The following is a 21,903-nucleotide window of genomic DNA, read 5'->3' as shown; positions in this document are numbered from 1 at the left end:
ACCGCACGAGACCTTCCCAGAAGTACCCGTTCGGCTCGTGCCCGGCGGCAACTACTGCGGCGTCGGCGGCCAGGCCACCGGCATCCAGCGTCAGCCAGTGCTCGCCGTCGAAGTCATGCAGGTTGATGGTCACGGCGTGATGCTCTCACGCACAGTGCAAACGCTGCCCGATCCCTCGAACCGCTTGTCCGGTCCCCCGCCGCTCCCGACCCGGTGAACATATCCGGTCACAGCACTAGCGGCCCTGACGCATGGCGCCGACATAGACCACCGCGGCACCCCCTTCACCGAACCCTTGCTTGACGCGCTCCTCGACGCCCTCCGCGACCCCGCCACCGGACACCCCCACCTGGGGAACACCAGGTTCGATTCTGCGTCCTTCCAAGGGGCTGCGTCGTTCAAGTCAGCCTCATTCCAGGGCAGCGTCTCATTCGCGTCGGCGATCTTCCATAGCACCGCCATGTTCATTTCGGCATCCTTCCACAGCGGGGCCGGATTCACTTCGGCCTCCTTCCACGGCGACGCCCGATTTGATTTGTCCTCCTTTCACGATGACGCCTCGTTCGGTTCGGCGATCTTCCATGAGCTGGTCATGTTCGAACACGCAAGCTTCCGCGGAAATGCCGGATTCGACTCGGCCGCCTTTCGGCACATGGCCTTCTTCGGGTGGGTAAGCTTTCACGGCGCTGCCTGGTTTGATTCGGCGAAATTCGAGCACTACGCCAGATTTGTGGCGACAACCTTCAAGATCGGCGCCATGTTCAAGGCGACGGTCTTCTATCACAACGCCGATTTCGAACAGGCAGTCTTCGAGCGGGCACTTAGCCTTGGGCCACTCATGTGCGCGGGACGGGTCGTGCTGTCAGGAGCAGTATTTGGTGGCCCAGTGACTGTCTCACTCGCCACCCGTCGCCTGGAGTGCCGACGGACTCGCTGGTCATCAACGGCCGAGGTGCGTCTGCGCTACACCACTGTGGACTTCTCCCATGCGGTCTTCGAATACCCGCTCACGATCGCTGCGGAGGCCGCCCCCTTCACCCTACCTTCCGGACAGCCGGTGGCAGAACAGGCTCTTGTCGGCGCGCCTGACGCCACGGTGCGCATAGCCTCGCTACGTGGTGTGGACGCAGCCCACCTGATTCTCGCCGACGTCGACCTCTCGGGGTGCCTGTTCGCCGGAACCGTTCATCTGGACCAGCTGCGGCTGGAAGGTACCTGCTCCTTCGCAAGGGTCCCACCCGGCATACATTGGAGGCGCGGTCGCCTTGTGCGATTCACCCAGCGCCGCACCCTCGCCGAAGAACACCACTGGCGCGCGAGCCAGCCGGCGGCTGTCCGAGGCTGGAATGTCGCGGTCTTCGGCGCTGGAAGCGTCGGGCCACTGCACCTGGCGCCTGTGTACCGGGCACTGCGTAAAGCGTTCGAGGATGGCAAGCACGAGCCTGGAGCCGCCGACTTCTATTACGGGGAGATGGAGATGCGCCGCCACGCCGACGATATCCCCGGGAGCGAGCGAAGGCTTCTCAACGCTTACTGGGCACTGTCCGGCTACAGTATGCGTGCTTCTCGGGCTCTTGCATGGCTCGGCGCCGCCATGTTCGTCACCATCGTGCTGCTGATGAGCTTCGGGCTCCCCCAGGACTCTCCAAGGCAGGAAGCGACCGGCACAGTGCCGCCTGGCGGTGGCAAGGTCACCTTCCAGATCGACAAGACTGATCCCCACAACCCCACGGGCAATCGGTTCACCGACGTGCGCTTCGAAAAGGCCCTGAACGTCACGCTCAACTCGGTGGTGTTCCGCTCCGCTGACCAAGACTTGACCACCTCCGGCGCCTACATCGAGATGACCTCCCGCGTGACGGAGCCCGTTCTGTTGGGACTTGCGGTATTGGCCATCCGCAACCGCGTCAAACGCTGACCCACCGGTGTCTGACGTCCGTGAACTGTGGGGCATCTTCGCCTGGGCTCATGCGCACCCGGCACCCCGAAGGGACCGCGCCCTCTCAGACTCTCCCAACGCCCGGCGGAGCCCGGAGCACGCGCAGGTTCCGCTTCCGCGGGGATGGCCCCTCGGCTACGACGAAATCGAGATCGTCGTGAAGTGCTCCGCGCGCCCGCGGGGATGGTCCCGACCACCTCGCAGGTCACGGTCGCGGCCACGTGCTTCCCGCGCTCGCGGGCGGGGCAATATCTGGCCGCCAACGGGGAATCCCGGGGCTCTTGCAAGATTTCCGTGACGTTGTGACATGGCGTCACAAGAGGGCTGGCACGGTCGATGTCGATCTTGCTGCGGTACGCCGGTGATGCTCCCATCGGCCGGGCGCGACGCTGCACCTGTGTGAGGAGATGCTCGGGCTGACGTTCCCGCATCTGGCGATGGTGCTGGTGGAACGCGTCGTGGTGGAGGGCGGCATGGTGCGCGTACGCGGGACGGGACAGCGTTGCCGTGCCCGGACTGCGGAGCCGTCTCGGGCCGGGTGCACAGCCGCGATCGGCGGCGCCTTGCAGATGTTGCGGTGGGCGGCCGGCCGGTGGTGATCGAGCTGACGGTGCGGCGGTTGTTCTGCGACGCATCGCGGTGCTCGCGGCGTACGTTCGCCGAGCAGGTGGAAGGCCTGACGGTCCGCTACGGCCGGTACACGCCGCTGCTGCTGGAGATGCTGCAGGCGGTCGGGCTGGCACTGGCCGACAGCGCCGGAGCCCGCCTGCTGGAGATGCTGCGTGTCATGGTCAGCCGGGTGACCTTGCTGTCTATCGTGCTCGCATTGCCCGAGCCGCCCGTGCAGTGCCCCAGAATCCTGGGCGTTGACGAGTTCGCTCTGAGGCGGTCACGCCGCTACGGCACTGTGCTGGTGGATATCGAGGCTCGCCGGGTCATCGACGTGCTTGACGACTGCACCGGCGACGCCCTGGCCGCCTGGCTCCAGGCGCATCCCGGAGCCGAGGTGATCTGCCGTGATCGGGCCAACTGCTTCGGTGACGGCGCCCGCCGAGGCGCCCCACGGGCCCAGCAATGCGCGGACCCTACCGCCTCTGGCAGAACCTCAGCACGGCAGTCGAGCGGGCCATCGGCCGGCTGCGCTCCCAATGGCTGCCGCCCGAGCGCGAACCGTCCGCGACAACCGAGGTGCTGCCAGACAAGGAGGAGGGCCCGCTCACCCGGCGCAACCGCGAGCGGCACGCAGCCGTGCACGCTCTGATGGAGCGTGGGGTGGGCACCATGGGCATCGTCCGAGAACTGCGACTGGACCAAAAGACAGTCCGCCGCTTCATGCGCGCGGCAACCGTTGAGGAAATCCTCGCCCACGGCCCGTCCGGCCGCACCGGTCTCCTGGACACGCATGGCGACTATCTGGCCCGCCGCTGGGACGAAGGCGTCACCGGCGACCACGTCCTGCACGCCGAACTCGCCGCCCGCGGAATCCACGCCAGCCAGCGCACCGTGCGCCGCTTCGTCCACAGGATGCGCGAGCACGGCGCCCCGCTCCCAGGGCTTTGGCTCCGAAAGCACGGGAGGTCAGCAGACTGATCCTCACCCACCCCGATGCGCTGCCCGAACCGGACCGGGCACCGCTGAAGGAACTCGCCAGTCGCTGCCCGGAACTGGCCCACCTGCGCAGCCTGGTCGAGGCGTTCGCCGAAGTGCTCATCAACTGCCAGGGCGAGGACCGACTCGACAACTGGCTCAACTCCGCCAAGACCAGCGTCCGGAACTCAACGGTTTCGCCCGCAGCCTGGGCAGCGACCTCGACGTCGTCCGCGCGGGCCTGACGCTGCCCTGGAGCTCCAGAGCCGTCGAAGGTCACGTCCGCCGGATCAAGATACTGAAACGCCAGATGTTCGGCCGGGCCGGACACCGGCTCCTTCGCCACCGCATCCTGCTCGCCCGATAACCCCCGCCTCGCCGTTGTCAGTGCTGTCGCCTACGGTCACTGGCCATGGGCTACGACATCCACATCACCCGCCGCGCTAACTGGTGGGACGACGAGGGACCCGAGATCACCACAGCTGAATGGGAGACCGTGGTAGAGGCAGACGCAGAACTCGAGATGGTTCCGGAGCCACCAGGCTGGGACGGACCACGGCACTGGATCGCACAGATGATCACGCACCCGCCCGAGGAACGCCTGGGCACGGCCCTTTACTGGGACTCAGGCGAGATAAGGGCAAAGAACCCCACCGACATCCTGATTGCCAAGATGCGGCAGCCCGCCATCGCCTTGAACGCCAAGGTCCAGGGCGACGATGGCGAGTACTACGCCGAGTAAACCCGACCAGCATCACACTCGGTCACACCGTCACGAAAATCTTGCAAGAGCCAGTATCTACTGGCCGCCGTCAGGCGGGGGGATTGTGGAGGAACCAGAGTTCGAAGTGCGGTTGGCCTCGAGCGGAGGCCGGGGGCTCGACCTTGTCCGGGCGATTCGGTCAGTGTCTGGGCTGAGCGCGTGGCGAAGCAAGCAGCTGCTTGAAGCCGCTCCGACGACGCTTGTGGATCGGACATGGTTCGAGGCCGCGGTGGATGCGGCGAGGCGCCTCAACTCGGTTGGTGCGCGAGCTGATTTGGTCTGCAGGTGGTGTGAGCGGGTGATATCTCCGGAGGACTGCCCAATAGACCCGGAGCCGTGCTCATCACCCTTCTTGTCCCCGACCGGCTGCCCCGCGAGCCGACCGAGGGCTTGATCAAACCGCTGCTGTCCTGGCCCTAGTCCGAGGCCGTAGCTGTCCAGGCCGCGGTGACGCACCCTTCCTCCCAGTGCCACCATTCCTTGACTTCGCCGTGTTCCAGCAACCTGCGGATCCGGGGAAGGTCCGCCGACGGCGGGATGTCCAGCGCGACCATCCGGAACTGCTCAATGCCCTCGCCTGTCGTGCCAAGCCGATGGAAGGTCTCCAGCACGGTCTGCCTGGCTGCTGCCGAACCTCCGTCCTTCAGCACGATCAACCGGATGGTGCAGTTGTCCGAGGCACGAACGGTCTCCCCGGCCCACCACAAGCCCTCGTCGTCGACCTCGACTTTGACAATGTCGTCGCTCGCGACCCCGCGGACGAACCACGGGGTGTTGTCCAAGCGCACGGTCCCATCGCCCAGGTCCACGGCCCACAGGCTCTCGACTGACGCCGGAGGCCAGCCATCTTCGTCCACCTCCATTCGGAAGTGAACCTTCATGTGGGCATCGCTGATGTTGCTCATCGCGCCATCATCTATGGCGGCCGACATGAGCGGAAGCGTCGAGATCACGAGTACCGATCTGATCGAACGATGGGACTCCGAGGAATTCCTTCGATAACCTCCGGTCCTACCTGGCGTCGAGCTGCGCGAGCTTCGGCCAGGATCGCCAGCCGGGCACAGAAAAACACCCAAGAACAGAAGGCCCGTCGGCAGGCGTACAGCACGTGCGCGACGGCTTTCCTCGCCCGGCGGGACGCCGTATCCGCCCTCTTGGACCTGTTCAGGGCCCACGACTTCTACCAGGCCGCCGTGCAGGCACGGCTCCAGGAGGTCGACGACCAGCACGACGCGATCGCGCGGGCCGTCGGCGCCGTACTGATCGAGGGCCCGTCCGATGTCGCCCCGGTGCTGCATTCGGCGCGAATGCCATCCAGCTTCTGTCCGGACGGATGCGCGACTGGACTGCGGAAGTCGCTGGTGGCCGCGACCGCGACGAACCACTGCAGAGCCAGCTGCAGTTCGCCCTTCGGGACCAGCTCGAGATCGGGCGGGACCTCTACGGCTTCACCGACGCGTGCCGCAAGGTACTCCGCCCCACTGAGCGGGACCGGTGGACACGTATTGGTCTTCTGCGACGCCGCTGACCGTCCGTTCGAATGCCAGCTGTTCAGAGGTCTCGAGGGCGGCACGGCGGGCTGCGGCACGGGCTCGATGATCAATCTCAGCGGCACTTCCTGTACGCAACTACTCACTCCCTGGGAGCCCCGTGGGTTCACGGAAACCGAGGTCTCCTCAGTGCGAACCTGCAGGTCCACCGGTGTGCTTCAGGTCAGTGGATCCGTGGGTTCGGGGGTAACACGAGGATGCTGAGTGAGCCGAAGAGCCTCGGCCAGAACGTCGGCGTCGACCTGTGCCGGCGTCCTTTCGCCGTATTCGAGGGTGTCGTACTCGTCGTCCAGGTTGGCGAGTCGTTCGGCCAAGGGCAGCTCGTGCCCGAAACGCTGGTGGATCCGGAAGACCAGCTCGCGTGGCGTCAGCTCGCCGGCCAGCATCCGGGCGGCAAGTGCTCGTGCGGCGGCTTCCTGTCGGGCAACGCTGTCCACTGGGTAGAAGGTGACGCCCAGTTCGTCGAGTGCTGGGGGAAGGAGATCGGGGACGTCGTAATCCGCCTCCGCGCGTGTGCACGCGGCCAGCATCCGCAGGGCGGGACTGTCGAGGCCGGCGACGAGCGCATTACAGGCACCGGTGACGACATCGGTTGCGCAGATCTCACCCATGCTCCAGAGGGCGGCTTGGTCCTGTAGGGCGAGTGCTGCTGCTTCGGTCGACGTCACTCGCCCATGATTCCGTTCATGGTGCGTCGCGGTCGAGCCGGTTTCATCGAAGTTGCTGTTCAGCGGCCTGTTCCAGCAGGGCTCGTGCTGAGTCCGCGGAGCGCATCGCGGTCTTCTCGTCGAGCCCAAACACCTCGGCAAGATGGAAGGGATCGGGCCCGTGGGTCAGGACCTCTTCGAGTTGGCGGTCGACGCGGAGCCGCTCCAGCGTCGCGTCCTGCCCGCGCATCGCGGCGCTGATCCAATGGTGGCTGGCGCGGCTGGTCTTTGTAGCAGTCTGGTTGTTGATCAGTAGGTGGAGGTTCGCGGTGTTCGGCCACAGGCTTCTCCGGTGCTCCAGCCAGTCCAGCACCAGCTTCAGGGTGAGGTCGTCGAGCGGGCGGACGCGTCCGACGTTGATCAGCCGACGGTTGCCGATGTAGAGGTCGTCGAGCATGAGCGTGCCGATCGGGGCGACACGGGCGACGTGCACCGCGGCGAGTGCGAGGATGAGCCGCGCCGCCGGCGTGGAGGCCGACGCTCGCCGCGAAGCGGGTGCATGAGCCGGTCGAGGCCGCCGGCGCGAAGAGACCTCCTCCCGCGCCAGGTCCGCGGCGCCACGGACCGAGCCGAGGGGGTGGCAGCAGGGTGCGAGCAGTTCGGGCCACAACTGCTGGGTCAGGAGCCCGAATTCGTCCCGCGGCATGGCGGCTTGCGTGACGTGCTGGTGTGACCCGGGTGCGGGCGACTGCTCAGCCGAGCGGGTGCAGCCCGTCCCCGCCGATCCGGTATTCCGGGCCGCTGCCGGGGTCGGCGGCCAGGTCGGTGACGGCCTTGGCGACCTGCTCCGGGGTCAGGATCGGCTGCAGGCCGGCGGCGAAGGTGTCCGGGTCGACGCCCTGCCGTGCGGCGTAGCCCGCAACAGCGACCGCGCCGGCGGCGGTGAGCGGGGTCAGCTGCGGAAGCAGGGTGACAAAACGGATGCCCAGCCCGGCCCGGCGGGACTCCTCGGCCGCGTAGCCACGCAGGTACCGGGTGGCCGCCTTGGCACTGGCGTAACCGCCGCTGAGCGGAGATCCCGCCAGGACGGCACCGCTGGAGAGGGAAACCACCACGCTGCCCGGCGCCAGCGGCGCCCGCAGCGCCGCCCGGGTCCAGGCGAACACGTGCCGCGTGTCGGTGTGCCAGTGGCGGCTGAAGGTCTCCCAGGTCTGCTCGTGCACGGGCGCCATATGCGGGATGGCACCGGCATTGAGGACCAGCACAGAGGGACGATGGTCACGGATGACACGCTCCGCGACCCCCTCGTCGGTGGCATCGGCGGTGACGGGTATGAAGCTCCCGCCGAGTTCATCCCGCACCGTGAGCAGGTCCCGCTCGGTACGGGCCACGCCGACAACGTGGGTACCCGCGGCAACGAGCGCAGCGCTGATCGCACGCCCGAAACCCCGGCCGGCACCAGTAACAACGGCCGTCTGCAATGAATCAGACATCAGACCCTCCCGGGTGATAGTCGCTTCAGTCGCATATCCAGACCCGCCGCCGGAAGAAAAAGCATCGCCCCCACCCACACCGCCGAGACACGCGGAACACTCCCCCGCCCGCCAGTGCGGCACGGAGCAAACGTGGCGTCGCGACCATCGCCTCCACAGGTCCGGGACGCCATGACACAAGTCCGACAACTGGAAGCCCGCCTCGTTGTGGTGCTCTGCACGACGGAAGCCGCCGGTTTTGGCGCCTTCGCGGTGACGGCCGGCAGATGATGCGGGTCGGCTCTTTCGTGATGGGCTGTCACGGCAGTCCACCACCGGAAAACGCAGCCGCTGCCGTACGCCCGAGCCAGGCTGCCGGCGAGCACGAACCCACCGCCCACCAGGCACCAGCTCTGGTCGTCGTACTGCGCCAGACGCACGCGGGCGTCCCGCTCGAGGACCTCGGTCATCGCAGCGGTCGTCGCGCCCGGTCCAGCAAGCCGCGACGGGGTCGCTGCATCGAGCGCAACACGTCGTCGGCTGAGGCCCATGAATGGTCCCGTGTCGGCAGCCGCACCACGACACCTTCTGCGCTGGGGTAATTCCGAGGCCGGGAGCACGTACCGAGCACCCCGGGGGGTGGCCGGTTGGGGCGCCGGTCAGTACGTTCGGCGCATGGGAGCGCCTGTGTGGGGGACCTTCTCGGTGCGGGATCACTGCCTGCGCGAGGCATATCTTCGCGAAGTCCTGCTGTTCGACCGGCTCGCCATCCCGTATCCCGATCCCCTCATCGAGGGTGAGCGGGAGCGGTGGCGGCGCCCCAATCCAGCCGACGCCTCGCAGACCTGGGATCCGGAGCGTCTGGACGTCTTGCTGGGCATCCTGGGAACGCAAGAGTCCGATGGTTACAACGGTGCGCGTCTGGCCCAGCTCGTGCGATGGGGCCCGCAGACGTGGCAGGAGCTGCAGTCGCGGCTGGATACCGCGCACGAGTTGACGGGCAACCACTTCATGGACACCAGCAAAGGCCTGCATCTCGTGCCGGGAAGCGAGATCCCCGGCATCGTGGAGGCGGTGGCCGTCTATCCGACGCAGGCGCAGTGGCGTCAGGAAGTACGCCCCACGCTGCAGGAGCCGCATACCGTGTCGGCTGCCGAGGCACTGGTGGCGGTGCCCCGCCCGCTGCTGCTGCCGCAGCCGGGCGGAGACGAGTTGGACGTGCTGCGCCGCGCGGTCGATCTCGCCATGGACGAGGAGTACGCGGCCATGCGGGCAGCCTACTTCGACTGGTTCCGCGACCGAGTGGCACTCCTGCGGACCGCGGCGCACGAGTCGCTGGCAGACCTGCGGCTGGACCCCGGCTCGGTCAGGATCGCCGAGGAGGAGTTGCGCACACTGTGGGCCAGGGAGCAGAAGGTGGTGCGCAAGGCGGACAAGAAGAGGGTGTGGACACGAGTGGAGATTGGCTGCACCACGCTGGCCGCGGCCGGCACAACCGGTCTGGCGTGCGCCGCGGCGTTGCCGGTCCTCGGCGCCGGGGCCGCGTTGCTGTCCTTCGCCGGCTGGGGCATCGCCCGATGGCAGGCCGCAGGACCGGATCCCCGCAGCCTGGGCGGGGCGTCCATGTTCGTCGAGGCTCACCGGCGCCTGGGATGGATGCAACCAGACCTTGCGCAGCACCCGTAGACATGCGCCACCTCGACGCGGCGAACCGCCTCACCCGCACAGGACGCTACAGGTCGTCGAGAACTGGAACTCCGCCAACGACAAGATCTTCTACGGCCGCGGGAGCGTCCTCACCGGCGCCGACCGCGAGCACGCCGAGGTCTTAATGCTCGCACTCCGTTTCCTGCAATCCAGCCTGGTCCTGATCAACACCCAGCTTCTCCGGGCGGTAGGCGTTCTCCGAGACCCGCAGTGGGCCGGGAAGCGCACCGCCGCAGACCGGCGCGGGCTGTCCCCGCTGTTGTGGTCCCACGTCAACGGGTACTGGAGATTTCACTTCGATATGGACAGCAGGTTCGCCGTCACCGGGAGGTGGGCCTGCCTCGCGTGGCCTGGGTGCCGGTTGCTGCCCGTCGCCGTGATGCGGCGGCGGGCACTTCCGCGGCGGGCGCTGTCCTTTCGGTGATCCGTCAACCGTTTGCTCAGACGGGAAGTTCGGTGATGCTGAGGGCGAAGTCCAGGTTCCCCACCCCGTGGTTGGCGAGGCCCACCGTGACCAGGCCCGCTCCTTCCAGCCAGTGCGCCATTTTCAGGCCGCCGACGTCCAGCGGGCGCAGCCCCAGGCTCTCGATGAACGCCTCCACACTTGCCTTGGCCTGTGCATTGTCGCCGGCGATGAAGACGTCGGGCCGGCCCTTCTCCAGGACATGACGGAAGACGGTGTTGAACGCCTTCACCACGCTGGCGCCGGCCGGGGCCGCCTTGGCGACTTCCTGCGCGATCGAGGTCTCCCCGCGGTGGGCCAGCCCGTCGAACGTGGAATTGAAGGGATTGCTGATGTCGACGATGACCTTGCCCGCGAGGGTGTCTGCGTACTGGGCGACGGCCGGCACGACGCCGTCGTGCAGCAGGGCCACGATGACGATGTCCCCGGCCGGGGCGGTGCCCCATTCGCCGGTCGTGGCGCCGCCGCCGAGAGCCTTGGCCAGGTCGGCGGCCTTGGCCTGATCGCGGCCCATGACCTCGACGGTGTTGCCGCCCGCTATCGCCCGCGCGCCGATGGTGCGGGCCATGTTCCCGGTGCCGATGATGCTGATGCTGCTCATCAGATGTCCTGCCCTGGTTGTGGTTGTTCGGTTCAGATGGCGGTGGTGCCGCCGTCGGCGACGAGTTCCATGCCGTTGACGTAGCTGGAGTCGTCGGAGGCGAGGAAGAGGGCGGCGGTGGCGATTTCGTCGGGGCGGCCCATCTGGCCGCGGGGGATGAGGGACTCGAACTGGCGCTTGGTGGCCTCGTCGAAGAGTTGTTCCTGCTTGGCGGTGGCGACCTGGCCGGGGGTCAGGACGTTGACGCGGATGCGGCGGTCCTTGAGTTCGTTGAGCCAGACGCGGGCCCAGGCCTGCTGGACGGCCTTGCTGCCGGCGTAGACGCTCCAGCCGGGGAAGGCGCCGAGGGAGGCGTTGGAGCCGGTCATGAGGATGGAGCCGCCGTCGTTGAAGAGCGGGAGGGCCTTTTGGACGGTGAACAGGGTGCCGCGGGCGTTGAGGTAGAACGCGGCGTCGAAGTGGGCCTCGGTGATCTCGCCGAGCGGGGCGGGCTCGCCCCCGCCGGCGCTGGCCCACAGCACGTCGAGGCTGCCCTTCTCCCGCTTGACGGTGTCGTAGAGGCGGTCCAGGTCGTCCAGGTCGGCGGCGTCGCCCTGGACGCCGGTGACGTTGCGGCCGATCTGCTTCACGGCCTCGTCCAGGGCGTCCTGGCGGCGGCCGGTGATGAAGACGTGCGCTCCCTCGTCGACGAACAGCTTCGCGCCGGCCAGCGCCATGCCGGTGGTGCCGCCGGTGATGACCGCGACCTTGCCGTCGAGCTTTCCCATGGTCGTTCCCTTGGGTCGGTGGTGCCGTGTGTACCTGGGGCGACGGTGTTATGTACACCGCCCTGTGTGCTTACGGTACGGGGCGGGCGGCCGGGACGCAAACTATGTACACCGGTCGTTACCCAGCTGCGGTACGGTGGAGCCATGACGGAGTTGGAGAAGGGCCCCACCGGCCGCCGCCGCGGCCGGGGCGCCCGCGAGCGCATCCTCGGCGCGTCCCAGCGACTGTTCCGCGAGCAGGGCATCAACCGCACCGGCATGGACCAGCTGTGCGCGGCGGCCGAGGTGTCCAAGCGCACGGCCTACCAGCACTTCGCCGGCAAGGACGAACTCGTCGCCGAGTACCTGCGCCGGTTCGACCCCTCCGTTCTGTCCGGCGTGTTCGACCGCACCGACCTCACGCCCCGCGAACGGCTCCTCGCCGCCTTCGACATCCCCCCCACCACTCCCCTGTGCCCCTACATCGCCGCCGCCGTCGAACTGAACGACCCCCAGCACCCCGCGTCCCAGTACGCACGCGAGTACAAGAAAGCCGTCGCCGCGCGGCTCGCCGACACCGCCCGCGAAGCCGGCGCCGCCGACCCCGAACAGCTCGGCGAACAGCTCGCGCTGCTCCTCGACGGCGCCGCGGCCCGCACCCGGGTCCTCAACGCCGACGCCTTCCCCACCGCCGCCGCCATCGCCGCCGCCCTCATCGACAACGCCATCCCCGCCACCGCCGGCGATCACCGGCGACGGGAGGAAGCGCCAAGCTGACGCGGCACACCGCGGCCGGGCTGGACGCGCCACCGGCCGCACGGCCGCACCCGGCACCCGGCACCCGGCACCCGGCACCCGGCACCCGGCACCCGGCACCCGGCACCCGGCACCCGGCACCCGGCCCGAGCCTGCCGGCCTTCACGGAACCGCCCGCCCGCCCGCTGAAGGCCGCAACAGAAACGGCCGGGCAGACCGGCGACCCGCGAAGGCCTCAGGAGTTCCAGGCCGTCGCCCCGGCCCAGAGCGCCGGCCTGCCGCCGGTTCGAACAGAGGCTGATCGCATCATCCCTACGCGGTGGCGCATGAAGAACCCGTACGCAGCCGGGAGGTTGTGAGGATGCGGGTGACACCGGCGGGCCACCCGCATCCTCACAACCTCCACGAGCCGGGGACGTGCCACCCCTCTCCTCCACCCCACCGCCGCGCTCCCCCCGCGGGGCGGCACGGCGCTGACCTCTGGACCGAGCCGGCCGAACCAGTCACGCTGATCATCAGCGGGTGGACCATCCGGCCACGCCAGATGGAAACGAAGGCCACCAGGCGGGCGGCCAACTCGTCCGGCCGGAACCCGCCGTCGGGTTCTGGATCCCAGGAACCGACTCCCGCCGCTACGAACGGCAGACCGCCGGCGAACGGCTCCGCTCCGACGACAGGGCGATCAGCCGGCTTGAGCCGCGTCCGCAGCACGTACTTCCGCTCGGTCTCAGGTGCTTGAGGGCTCCCTCGGACAACTGCCGGCCGAAGAACGGAAACCGTCTTGAGAGTTCAGCCGCAACAGCGCCACTCCGTCAGGCCATGTCACTCTTCAGCGCATGATGAACGGGGTCAGTTGAACGGCTCAAGCGTGCCGTGTGACGGCCTCGCCGCCACGCTGCCACATCTCGTAGTTCCCGCATTCCGCCGTGATCTCGGCCGTCGACTGAGCCGCAGTGACGAAGTCATCTACCACCGGTGAGGTGTGAGATGCCGCCACCGCGAGGCACACCTGGTCGGGCGCCAGATCCGGGATGGGCACATAGACGACGTCCGGATGCGAGGAGAACACGGACGCCGAACGGGCCAGGAAGGAGATGCCCCGGCCGGCCGCGACATGCTCGAGCGTCTCGTCCACCCCGCGCACCGGGTACCCGGCATCGGGGAGCGGGCGTGTGGTGGGCTGCGTGCCCGGGTCACCGTGCCAGAGCAGCGGTTCGCCGGCCAGGTCGGCCTCGGTGACCTCCTCCTTGCCGGCCAACCGGTGCCCGGCGGGCAGTACCGCCACCCGCGGCTCGGTGTACAGCGGGGTGACGCGCAGGCCGGCCTCATCGATGGGCAGCCGCACGTAGCCGACATCGATGCGGCCGTCGAGCAGCATCGCAGCCTGCTCGTCCCCCTCGATCCGCTGCACGTCCACGACCACGTCCGGGTGCCGGTCCTCGAACGCACGGGCCGCCGGGATGACCGGGATGCCGGCCCGGAAACCGACCATCAGCCGCCGCTCGCCGCGGGCGGCCGCGGACACCCGGCGGCGGACCGCGTGCGTTGAGGCGAGCAGCGGACCGGCGTCGGCCAGCAGTTGCCGGCCCGCATCCGTCAGCTCCACGCCGTGGCGATCCCTGGTGAACAGCGAGACGCCGAGATCCTGCTCGAGCGCACGGATCTGCCGGCTGAGCACCGGCTGCGCGATGTGCAGCTCATCGGCGGCGCGGCCGAAGTGCAACCGGTCGGCCACAGCGACAAAATAACGCAGTTTGCGCAGGTCCAGATCCATGGCGCCTCCCAGTCGGTGATGCCTCCAGGGTATGACCACGGCCGAAAGAAGTATTGGACGCCCACTCAGGCCAATGACAGCCTGAATAGGCACCTGACAGTCCGAGCGAATTCGGCACAAGAATTCGACATCGGAGGGCCCAGGCCCGAAATGAGCACATCAGGAATTGAACGCCCCCCATCGCGTCATTCGACGGCGTCGACGACAAAACCGTCAACAACGACGGGGTGGGCATGGCGTCCTGTCCAGCTCCAGAAAGCAGGAACTCCATGAGCAGCATCAGCATTATCGGCCTGGGGAACGCGGCCCGCGCACTGGCCGCCCGGGCGCTCGCCGGCACCAACGCAGTCGAGATCATCGGCCGCGACCCGGCCAAGGCCAAGGAAGTGGCCGCTGCGCTCGCCGGCGCCACGGTCGGGACGGCCGGCGCCGCCCCGGCCGGAGACATCGTTGTCCTCGCCGTGCCGTACGCCGGCGCTGCGGCGGTGGTGCGGGAGTACGGGGACGCACTGCGCGGCAAGATCATCGTTGACATCACCAACCCCGTAGCCCCCGACCTGCAGGGCTTCGTCGTCCCCGACGACAGTTCCGGCGCACAGGAGATCGCCAAGGCGGCTCCCGACGACGCGCAGGTCGTCAAGGCGTTCAACACTGTGTTCTCCCACGTTCTGGCGGCCGGCCCGGCCGGGGACCGCCCCGTGGACGTGTTCATCGCCGGCGACGACGCGCAGGCGAAGGCACGCGTGTCGGCGTTCGTCGAGAGCCTGGGGCTGCGCCCCTGGGACACCGGGGCACTGTTCATGGCGCGGGCACTGGAAAACGTCGGCCTGCTGGAACTGGGCCTCATGAACCACTCCATCAAGCACACCAATTTCTCCCTCGGCATCACCCTTCTCGGCTGAGATAAACCCCCTACCCCTACCTTTCGTGCCGCATTACGCCAGTTCACCTACGGCACGAAAAGACCCTGCACCTACCCTCACAAGGACAGCCAGATGCACGTATTCGTCGCCGGGGGGACCGGCCATTCCGGTTCGTACATCATCCCCGAGCTCATCGCCGCCGGGCACGAGGTCACCGGCCTGGCCCGCTCGGAGGCAGCCGCGGCGGCCCTGACCGCGCTCGGCGCGAAGGTCCGTCGCGGCGACCTCAAGGATCTCGACGGACTCAAGGAGGCAGCCGCGGGCTGCGATGGCGTCATCCACGTGGCCCACCGGCAGGATCTGCTGCCCGCCGGCGGGATGGACGCCGTGGCCGCTGCGGAACTCCCGATCATGCTCGCCTACGGCGAGGCACTGGCGGGAACCGGAAAGCCGCTTGTCACGGCCGGGAGTATCGGCTCACCCGGGCAGCACCTGGGCCGGCCGGCCACCGAGGAGGACCCGGCCCTGCCCGCCGGCGAGGAACACAAAGGCACCCTGCGGATCCGCAACATCGTGGAAAGGACCGTAATCGACCTCGCCGCGCAGGGCGTGCGGTCTTCGGTCGTGCGGATCGCCACCATCGCGCACAGCACGACCGATCGCGCCGGCTTCCTCCCCACCCTGATCGCGCTCGCGAAGGAAAAAGGGTTCGTCGGCTACCACGACGACGGCGCGAACGTGTGGAACGCCGTGCACATCCGCGATGCCGCCACCCTGTTCCGCCTGGCCCTGGAGAAGGGGCCGGCCGGCAGATACTGGCACGCGGTTAGCGACGGGGCCATCCCGTTCCGCGAGATCGCCGAGGCCCTCGCCCGCCGCCTGGGCCTGCCCGCCGTGAGCATTCCCCACGACGCCCTGATGACGCCGGGATACTTCGGCTTCCTCACAAACATCGTCACACAGAGCTACCCAGCGTCCAACCACATCACCCGCCGGACCCTCGGCTGGCAACCCGCCCAGCCCGCCCTGCTCGCCGATCTGGACAACGGCCACTACTTCCCCGCCGGCTGACAGCGGGAACCGGCATCGAAACCAGCCCGGCAACCGGCAAGTACGGCTCTCATGAAGGACCCTGGATACAGAGCGCTTGACCGTGAGCGCGTCATCCGGGACATCCGGCGGGCAGCGACGGCGCCGGACACCCCGGACCGGCTCGCCCGGACCGCGAAACTGCCCTTCCGCGACGCCGAACCCGCGCCGTAGCCGCGACCGGACCGCCAGAGCGTCGTGCGGTGACCGTGGCGAGGGCGCCTCAGTCGCCGTCCTCGTCCTCGCAATACGGCTCGGCAAGACGCAGCCCGAGGTCGTCGAGCCAGTTCCGGACCCAGACGCGCAGCTCCGCGACGTGGGCGGGGCTCATGTCGTACGCGGCGTACCCGCGGTCGGAGGCGAAGACGACCGCCTCGAGCCGGCCGTGGAGCTCCTCCAGGCCGAACTCCTCGTCGTGCTGCGCGCCCAGACGCTCCAGTTCTGGGACGGTGTACAGCCCGCGGGCGCTGAGGACGTCGATGACGTCGCGCGGGAAACCGCGATCCGGTAGGGCGCGGACCTTCAGTCCCACGGCGTCGTTGGTCACGTGCCGACAACGGCACACGTGTCGGGGGGGCATGCCGGCACAGCGGCCCTGCCCGCGGGGCAGGTTGGAATAGGCTCGATGTCGAACGTGCCGGGGCCCATTCGTCGCGAGCGTGAGAGACCCGGCAGCGGGCCGCTCGGTGTGCAAATCCTCGGCCGTCGGCTGACCAGAGCGCTCCTCCGGCACGTGAAGAACCGTTCCTAGAGACTGAGCGGGAGTGAGTCCTGTTGCCAGGACTCATGCTCAGCCGTGTGCCCCGAACGGTTGTGGGCACACTGGTCCCCCGCTTTCGCTCCACATCCGGCTCCGACGGATCGTGTCCGTGGTCCGGGAATGCGAGGGCGGGTTTCCTCACGCCCCGGGACAACCGGTCCGGCCTGGACGGTCCGATGCCCCGCACGATCACTCCGGTCGTGCGGGGGCGGTGCCGTCCGTCGCCGGACTGAATGTCCCAGGGCGCGCCTTCCGATCGCCACGGCGGCAGCCTGGTGGCGGGTGGTCTTGCGCGTTGTCGTGGTCAGGGGCTTTTGCCAGTGCTGGGCGCCCCAGCGGCTGGTGTAGGCGGGGTCGACGGCGACGAGGGTGAGGCCGAGTGCGGCGGCCATGGACACCAGCCTGCTGCGCAGCTTCCCGGTGGGCATGCCGGAGATCAGCTTGCGGAACCGCTTGCGCCGCCCGTGCTTCTCCCGGGTCTTCTCCCCTTGGAAGTCCAGGTCCTCGATCGCGAGGGCCAGGCCGTGGCGCTTGGCCCAGTGCAGGAGGCGGATCAGGGCATGCCGCACCTGGGCGTCGCGCTGCGGTGCGGTGCCGGTCAGCTGGTAGTCGAACCTGCGGGGCTCACCGACCGGGTTGCCGTGCTCGTCCAGACGCCAGGTGGCCAAGTGGTCGGCGTTCATGTCCACGCCGATCAGCCCGCCACTGCGGGCAGCTTCCAACGGCACCATCCTGACGGGTGGGATCTGCCAGGAGGCGGTCAGGTACCAGCGGTCACGGGCCACGTCGTAGTGGATGCGGTAGGCCACGGCACGGTTGGCGGTGATGCGGTCGGCCCACTGCTCGCCCCGATGCCGGAAGCCGACCCGGCAGGCGAGCACGTACCGGCCGTGCGGGGCGTTTGCCAGACCGGCCAGCGGCGCCGGAAGTTTGATGCTCACCTCACCGTCCGGGGTGACGCGGATCGTCTCGTTCCCGCACCGCTTCCCCGACTCGCCATCGGCCTGGAGGAACCAGCGCTCGGCCTGCCACCGGCTGCGCCACTCGGCCTCGGTCAGCTGGGCGGCCTTGAGGTGGTGCCGGGTGCGGGCCAGCTTCTTGCCGCCGCGCACCACCCGCACGCGTCCGGCGTCCCAGTCGGCCCGCTCCCTCTCCAGCCGGTCTTCCAGCAGGTGCAGGCGCCGGGACTTGGCGAACCACTCCTGCCGGGTGCGGTAACCGCCCGGCTTGCCCTTGGAGCCCTTGTCTCCGACCGGCAGCGACAACCGGCGCGTGATGGTGTCGATGCCGGCTTCGAGGTTCTGGATGCAGGCGAGCTGTCCACGCCTCGCCAGTGCCCACTGGTCGTGCGTGGCTTTGGTGATGCTGCCCGCCCAGCGGGAAGAGGACTCCTCGGTCAGGGCACGCTTGCGCTGGGCCCACTGGTCGCTGTCATGGTCGAGCCCCGCCGCGCAGCGGGCCTTCAGGTCACGGGAGGCCAGGGAACCGAGCAGGTCACCTACCAGGCACAGGACCTTCCCGTCCTGCGCGGTCAGCCCCTTCAGACTGCACCGGATGGCCGCCCCGGACGGGCCGGGCACCACGAACGAAGCCGCCACCTGGCGCAGCCCGCCCATCCCCCCACCCCCTGCCCGGTGCGCAAGAACCCGTCACCACAGCCAACGAAGACCGCCCGCGAAGGTCACGCATTCGACGCAAGAACTCCCGTTCCCTACCCAGACGCGCGCACGTCGCGGTCGAGATGCTCACTCATGCGCGCCAGAGCGCATCCAAATGCTGTCAATCAGCAGCAGTTCCCAACCACCTTTGCTCAGGGAATTCATCCCGCATTCCCAGCCGTCGGTGACTGCGGCTGGCCCCCTTGTGTGCGCAGTTGCTCGTTGATGCGCCGGGCTTCTTCGAGTTGGTCTTCGAGGATGACGATGCGGCAGGCGGCCTCGATGGAGGTGCCCTGGTCGACCAGTTCACGCGCGCGGGCGGCGATGCGGAGCTGGTAGCGGGAGTAGCGGCGGTGGCCGCCTTCGGAGCGCAGCGGGGTGATCAGGCGGTGTTCGCCCAGGGCGCGGAGGAAGGCGGGGGTGGTGCCGAGCATTTCGGCGGCCCGGCCCATGGTGTAGGCGGGGTAGTCGTCATCGTCGAGACGGTCGACGGGGCGGGAACCGGCAGGGGGCACAGACCTCTTCTTTCGGGGACACGTCGGGGGGCCCGGCTGCCGTGCGGCACCCGGGCCCCGAGCTTTCAACACCATCTACCGGCGACTACGCCGGCCTTCTTTGTCCGCAGGTGCCGCCTGGGAGGGCGGGGCTGCGGGGATCGCGGATGCGTGACCGGGGACCACCTTCCAATCCGGGGCCTGCGGTACCCGGGCGGCCTTCTTCCTCACCCGGGCGATCCTGATGGCGTCTTCTCCTTACCTCGGTTAATCGGTTGCACTGCTGGGCAATGCGGGTACTGCCCGCGGCACCGTGGGCCGCGTCCTGCCTGGCCCGCCTGCAGGGCAGATCATCGTTGTCGTGCCCTCACTGACCTTGCTGGGTACAGCAAAAACAGTAGCCCTGCGGCGAGGCAATGTCTACTGTGACCGCTACAGATTTTTTTTCAGGGTGGGTGGGCGGAGTTCTACTACAAATGCACTCGGAAGAGCGGTGTCCCGGGATGAATCCCCGCCCGGCGGGCACCTGCTGAGCCTGGCGTAACAACGATCCGCAGCGGGGTGGTAGCGCATGACCGACACGGCGACGAGGCGCACCTGCGATCGCAGGGGGCAGGCTGCCGTTGGTACGCGCAGATCCACCACTGTTGGGCAGTCACACCGAGAGCTGCCGATCAGAAGTCCGCTGCCCGGGCGGCCTCGGCTTCGGGTGTGTCGATCAGTACGGCGTATACGCGGCTTCTGTGCATCGCCGTCACCGGGTAGCCGGGGTCGTCGGGGTCGTCGGATTGCCGTAGTAGGCGTCGGGGCCGTGTTTGCGGGTGTAGTGGCGCTCCAGGAGGTGACGGGGTGGCGGTGTCGTCGGTGAGAGGGACATGGTGTGGAGGGCGATGTCGGCGACCGCCTCGCAGATGATCGCGTGTTCCAGGGACTTGCGGGCGTCTGAGCCCCAGGTGAAGGGGCCGTGTCCCGCGACGAGGGCGGCGGGGACCTCGACGGCCCGCTGGTCGTCGCCGTCGAGGAGGTCCACGATGACGTGGCCGGTGTTGTACTCGTAGTCCTTCGCGCACTCCTCCTCGGTGAGGTCACGGGTGACGGTGACGGGGCCGTTGAAGGTGTCGGCGTGGGTGGTGCCGAGGACGGGGATGTCGCGGCGGGCCTGGGCGAAGGCGACGGCGTGGGTGGAGTGGGTGTGGGTCACGCCGCCGACGGACGGGAACGCCAGGTACAGGCAGCGGTGGGTCTCGGTGTCGGTGGAGGGGCGCAGGTCGCCCTCGACCACCGCGCCGTCGGACAGCCGGACCGTCACCAGGTCGTCGATGGTCAGGGCCTCGTAGGGGACCCCGGAAGGCTTGATGACGAACACGCCCGCCTCGCGGTCGACCCCGCTGACGTTTCCCCAGGTCAGGGTCGCCAGGCCGACCTGGGGGATGGCAAGGTTCGCCTCCAGTACCTCCTGGCGCAGGCCCTCCCGGACAACTGTGGGCATCGTGGTCTCCTTCGTCACAGGGCCTGGGCGAGGCGGTGGTAGGCGGCGTTCCAGCGGATTTCCTTGCCGAACTGCTCGGTGGTGGTGTTGTCGTCGATCGTGAGCAGTTCGACGCCGGTCATGGCGGCGTAGTCGGTCAGGGTCTCGACGTCGACCGCCGAGCTGAGCACGGTGTGGTGCGGGGCGCCGGCAAGCAGCCAGCTCTCCGCCGATTCCGCCAGGGACGGACGTGGCTTCCATACGGCGCGGGCGACCGGCAGGCGGTGCAGGGGTTCGCTCGGGGTGACGACGTCGACGGCGTTGGCCGTGAGGCGGAAGCGGTCGCCGAGGTCGGAGAGGCCGACGACCACGGCGGGCCCTTCGGAGGCGTTGAAGACCAGGCGGACCGGGTCCTCGCGGCCGCCGATGGACAGGGGGTGGATCTCGCAGCGGGGGCGGTCGGCGGCCACGGAGGGGCAGACCTCCAGCATGTGGGCGCCCAGGACGCGCGGGGTGCCGGGGCCGAGGTGGTAGGTGTAGTCCTCCATGAAGGTGGTGCCGCCGGGCAGTCCGGCGCCCATGAGCTTCATCGTGCGCAGCAGGGCGGAGGTCTTCCAGTCTCCTTCGCCGCCGAAGCCGTAGCCGTCGGCCATGAGGCGCTGGACGGCGAGGCCGGGCAGCTGGCGCAGGCCGCCGAGGTCTTCGAAGTTGGTGGTGAAGGCGGTGAAGCCGCCCTCCGTCAGGAAGGCGCGCAGGCCGAGTTCGAGGCGGGCCGCGTACAGCAGCGAGTCGTGGCGGATGCCGCCGGGGCGCAGGGCCGGGACGACCTCGTACGACTCCACGTACTCGTCGGCGAGTTCGGCGGCCGCCTTGTCCTCGACGTCGTCGACGACGGCGACCAGGTCGTTGACGGCGTAGGTGTTGACGGAGAAGCCGAACCGCAGCTGGGCCTCCACCTTGTCGCCCTCGGTCACGGCGACGTCGCGCATGTTGTCGCCGAAGCGGGCCAGCCGCAGGGTCCGCGAGGCGTGGCGGCCGACGGCGGCACGGGCCCAGGCGGCGACGCGCCGGATCACCCTCGGGTCGGTCGCGTGACCGGCGACGATCTTGCGGTCGACGCCGACGCGGGACTCGATGTGCCCGAACTCCCGGTCGCCGTGGGCGGCTTGATTGAGGTTCATGAAGTCCATGTCGATACTCGGCCAGGGCAGCGACAGGTTGTACTGGGTGTGCAGATGCAGCAACGGCCGGTCCAGGGCACTGAGTCCGGCAATCCACATCTTCGCCGGGGAGAAGGTGTGCATCCACACGATCACGCCGACGCAGGCGTCGGAGGCGCTCGCCTCCTGGCACATCCGGCGGATCGACTCGGCGTCGGTGAGGACCGGCTTCCACACGATCCTGACCGGGACTTTCCCGGGGCGGCCGAGGGTCTCGGAAATGCTTCTGGACTGGTCGGCGACCTGGCGCAGCACGTCGTCGCCGTACAGGCCCTGGCTTCCGGTGAGGAACCAGATCTCCTGGCTGTCGTAGGGCCTTTCGGAAGTGGTCATGAGGGTTCCTTTC

General features: G+C 68.6%; 23 protein-coding genes. 10 read left to right on the top strand and 13 right to left on the bottom strand.

What is annotated here, in order from left to right; translation table 11 throughout:
* The first annotated feature begins 295 nt into the window (after positions 1-295).
* From ACFY1L_RS52365 to ACFY1L_RS52345, 5 genes are all read left to right on the top strand, one after another.
* Positions 296-1,918: a pentapeptide repeat-containing protein gene (locus tag ACFY1L_RS52365; protein ID WP_388842570.1), complete on the top strand. Its 1,623-nt coding sequence runs from the start codon at positions 296-298 to the stop codon at positions 1,916-1,918.
* Between the two features lie 613 nt (positions 1,919-2,531).
* A complete protein-coding gene (locus ACFY1L_RS52360; protein WP_388842580.1) occupies positions 2,532-3,200 on the top strand; it encodes a transposase in 669 nt (222 codons plus the stop codon).
* 71 nt (positions 3,201-3,271) lie between these two features.
* Positions 3,272-3,529 carry a hypothetical protein gene (locus ACFY1L_RS52355; RefSeq protein WP_388842568.1) on the top strand — a complete coding sequence of 86 codons (258 nt, stop codon included), beginning with the start codon at positions 3,272-3,274 and terminating at the stop codon, positions 3,527-3,529.
* Positions 3,496-3,771, top strand: coding sequence for a hypothetical protein (locus tag ACFY1L_RS52350; RefSeq protein WP_388842566.1), 276 nt, complete (start codon positions 3,496-3,498; stop codon positions 3,769-3,771). Before ACFY1L_RS52355 ends, ACFY1L_RS52350 begins: the two co-directional genes overlap by 34 nt.
* A gap of 167 nt (positions 3,772-3,938) precedes the next feature.
* Complete coding sequence (locus ACFY1L_RS52345) at positions 3,939-4,268, top strand: hypothetical protein (RefSeq protein ID WP_388842564.1); 330 nt, start codon at positions 3,939-3,941, stop codon at positions 4,266-4,268.
* 437 nt (positions 4,269-4,705) lie between these two features.
* Here the strand turns inward: ACFY1L_RS52345 and ACFY1L_RS52340 are convergent, their stop codons facing one another.
* The 5 genes from ACFY1L_RS52340 to ACFY1L_RS52320 form a co-directional block, all read right to left on the bottom strand.
* Positions 4,706-5,194, bottom strand: a complete 489-nt coding sequence (locus ACFY1L_RS52340; protein ID WP_388842562.1) for a DUF4265 domain-containing protein — start codon at positions 5,192-5,194, stop codon at positions 4,706-4,708.
* A gap of 275 nt (positions 5,195-5,469) precedes the next feature.
* A complete protein-coding gene (locus ACFY1L_RS52335; protein WP_388842560.1) occupies positions 5,470-5,892 on the bottom strand; it encodes a hypothetical protein in 423 nt (140 codons plus the stop codon).
* 105 nt (positions 5,893-5,997) lie between these two features.
* Positions 5,998-6,507, bottom strand: coding sequence for a hypothetical protein (locus ACFY1L_RS52330; RefSeq protein WP_388842558.1), 510 nt, complete (start codon positions 6,505-6,507; stop codon positions 5,998-6,000).
* A 43-nt stretch (positions 6,508-6,550) separates the two neighbouring features.
* Positions 6,551-7,192: a hypothetical protein gene (locus tag ACFY1L_RS52325; protein ID WP_388842556.1), complete on the bottom strand. Its 642-nt coding sequence runs from the start codon at positions 7,190-7,192 to the stop codon at positions 6,551-6,553.
* Positions 7,193-7,238: 46 nt separating this feature from the next.
* On the bottom strand, positions 7,239-7,979 hold the full coding sequence (locus ACFY1L_RS52320) for an SDR family oxidoreductase (protein ID WP_388842554.1): 741 nt from the start codon (positions 7,977-7,979) through the stop codon (positions 7,239-7,241).
* A gap of 654 nt (positions 7,980-8,633) precedes the next feature.
* Between ACFY1L_RS52320 and ACFY1L_RS52315 the strand changes: the two genes are divergently transcribed.
* Entirely contained in the window at positions 8,634-9,644 is a 1,011-nt protein-coding gene (locus tag ACFY1L_RS52315; protein ID WP_388842552.1) for a hypothetical protein, read from the top strand.
* Entirely contained in the window at positions 9,628-10,089 is a 462-nt protein-coding gene (locus tag ACFY1L_RS52310) for a Tn3 family transposase (RefSeq protein ID WP_388842550.1), read from the top strand. The genes ACFY1L_RS52315 and ACFY1L_RS52310 overlap by 17 nt, the downstream gene beginning before the upstream one ends.
* 16 nt (positions 10,090-10,105) lie before the next feature.
* Here the strand turns inward: ACFY1L_RS52310 and ACFY1L_RS52305 are convergent, their stop codons facing one another.
* Both ACFY1L_RS52305 and ACFY1L_RS52300 read right to left on the bottom strand, forming a co-directional pair.
* Positions 10,106-10,729: an NADPH-dependent F420 reductase gene (locus ACFY1L_RS52305; RefSeq protein ID WP_388842548.1), complete on the bottom strand. Its 624-nt coding sequence runs from the start codon at positions 10,727-10,729 to the stop codon at positions 10,106-10,108.
* Between the two features lie 32 nt (positions 10,730-10,761).
* Positions 10,762-11,496 carry an SDR family NAD(P)-dependent oxidoreductase gene (locus ACFY1L_RS52300; RefSeq protein WP_388842546.1) on the bottom strand — a complete coding sequence of 245 codons (735 nt, stop codon included), beginning with the start codon at positions 11,494-11,496 and terminating at the stop codon, positions 10,762-10,764.
* Positions 11,497-11,640: 144 nt separating this feature from the next.
* On the opposite strand from ACFY1L_RS52300, the gene ACFY1L_RS52295 reads away from it, so the two are divergent.
* Entirely contained in the window at positions 11,641-12,252 is a 612-nt protein-coding gene (locus tag ACFY1L_RS52295; protein ID WP_388842544.1) for a TetR/AcrR family transcriptional regulator, read from the top strand.
* A gap of 841 nt (positions 12,253-13,093) precedes the next feature.
* Here ACFY1L_RS52295 and ACFY1L_RS52290 read toward each other — a convergent pair.
* Complete coding sequence (locus ACFY1L_RS52290; protein ID WP_388842542.1) at positions 13,094-14,005, bottom strand: LysR family transcriptional regulator; 912 nt, start codon at positions 14,003-14,005, stop codon at positions 13,094-13,096.
* A 269-nt stretch (positions 14,006-14,274) separates the two neighbouring features.
* On the opposite strand from ACFY1L_RS52290, the gene ACFY1L_RS52285 reads away from it, so the two are divergent.
* Both ACFY1L_RS52285 and ACFY1L_RS52280 read left to right on the top strand, forming a co-directional pair.
* A complete protein-coding gene (locus ACFY1L_RS52285) occupies positions 14,275-14,907 on the top strand; it encodes an NADPH-dependent F420 reductase (RefSeq protein ID WP_388842540.1) in 633 nt (210 codons plus the stop codon).
* Positions 14,908-15,000: 93 nt separating this feature from the next.
* Positions 15,001-15,939, top strand: a complete 939-nt coding sequence (locus ACFY1L_RS52280; protein ID WP_388842538.1) for an SDR family oxidoreductase — start codon at positions 15,001-15,003, stop codon at positions 15,937-15,939.
* 241 nt (positions 15,940-16,180) lie between these two features.
* On the opposite strand, the gene ACFY1L_RS52275 is transcribed toward ACFY1L_RS52280, so the two are convergent.
* From ACFY1L_RS52275 to araA, 5 genes are all read right to left on the bottom strand, one after another.
* A complete protein-coding gene (locus tag ACFY1L_RS52275; RefSeq protein WP_388842536.1) occupies positions 16,181-16,504 on the bottom strand; it encodes a hypothetical protein in 324 nt (107 codons plus the stop codon).
* Between the two features lie 200 nt (positions 16,505-16,704).
* Positions 16,705-18,333, bottom strand: coding sequence for an IS200/IS605 family accessory protein TnpB-related protein (locus tag ACFY1L_RS52270; RefSeq protein WP_388842534.1), 1,629 nt, complete (start codon positions 18,331-18,333; stop codon positions 16,705-16,707).
* A gap of 203 nt (positions 18,334-18,536) precedes the next feature.
* Entirely contained in the window at positions 18,537-18,890 is a 354-nt protein-coding gene (locus tag ACFY1L_RS52265) for a helix-turn-helix domain-containing protein (protein ID WP_388842532.1), read from the bottom strand.
* 733 nt (positions 18,891-19,623) lie between these two features.
* Complete coding sequence (gene araD, locus ACFY1L_RS52260; protein WP_388842530.1) at positions 19,624-20,358, bottom strand: L-ribulose-5-phosphate 4-epimerase AraD; 735 nt, start codon at positions 20,356-20,358, stop codon at positions 19,624-19,626.
* Positions 20,359-20,372: 14 nt separating this feature from the next.
* Positions 20,373-21,890, bottom strand: a complete 1,518-nt coding sequence (araA, locus tag ACFY1L_RS52255; RefSeq protein WP_388842528.1) for an L-arabinose isomerase — start codon at positions 21,888-21,890, stop codon at positions 20,373-20,375.
* Positions 21,891-21,903: the final 13 nt, after the last annotated feature.

The sequence above is a fragment of the Streptomyces sp. NPDC001663 genome (genome assembly GCF_042893105.1).
Taxonomy (GTDB): Bacteria; Actinomycetota; Actinomycetes; order Streptomycetales; family Streptomycetaceae; genus Streptomyces.
The sequence above is the reverse complement of the archived record's forward strand: the minus strand, read 5'-3'. Positions and strand labels throughout refer to the sequence as shown.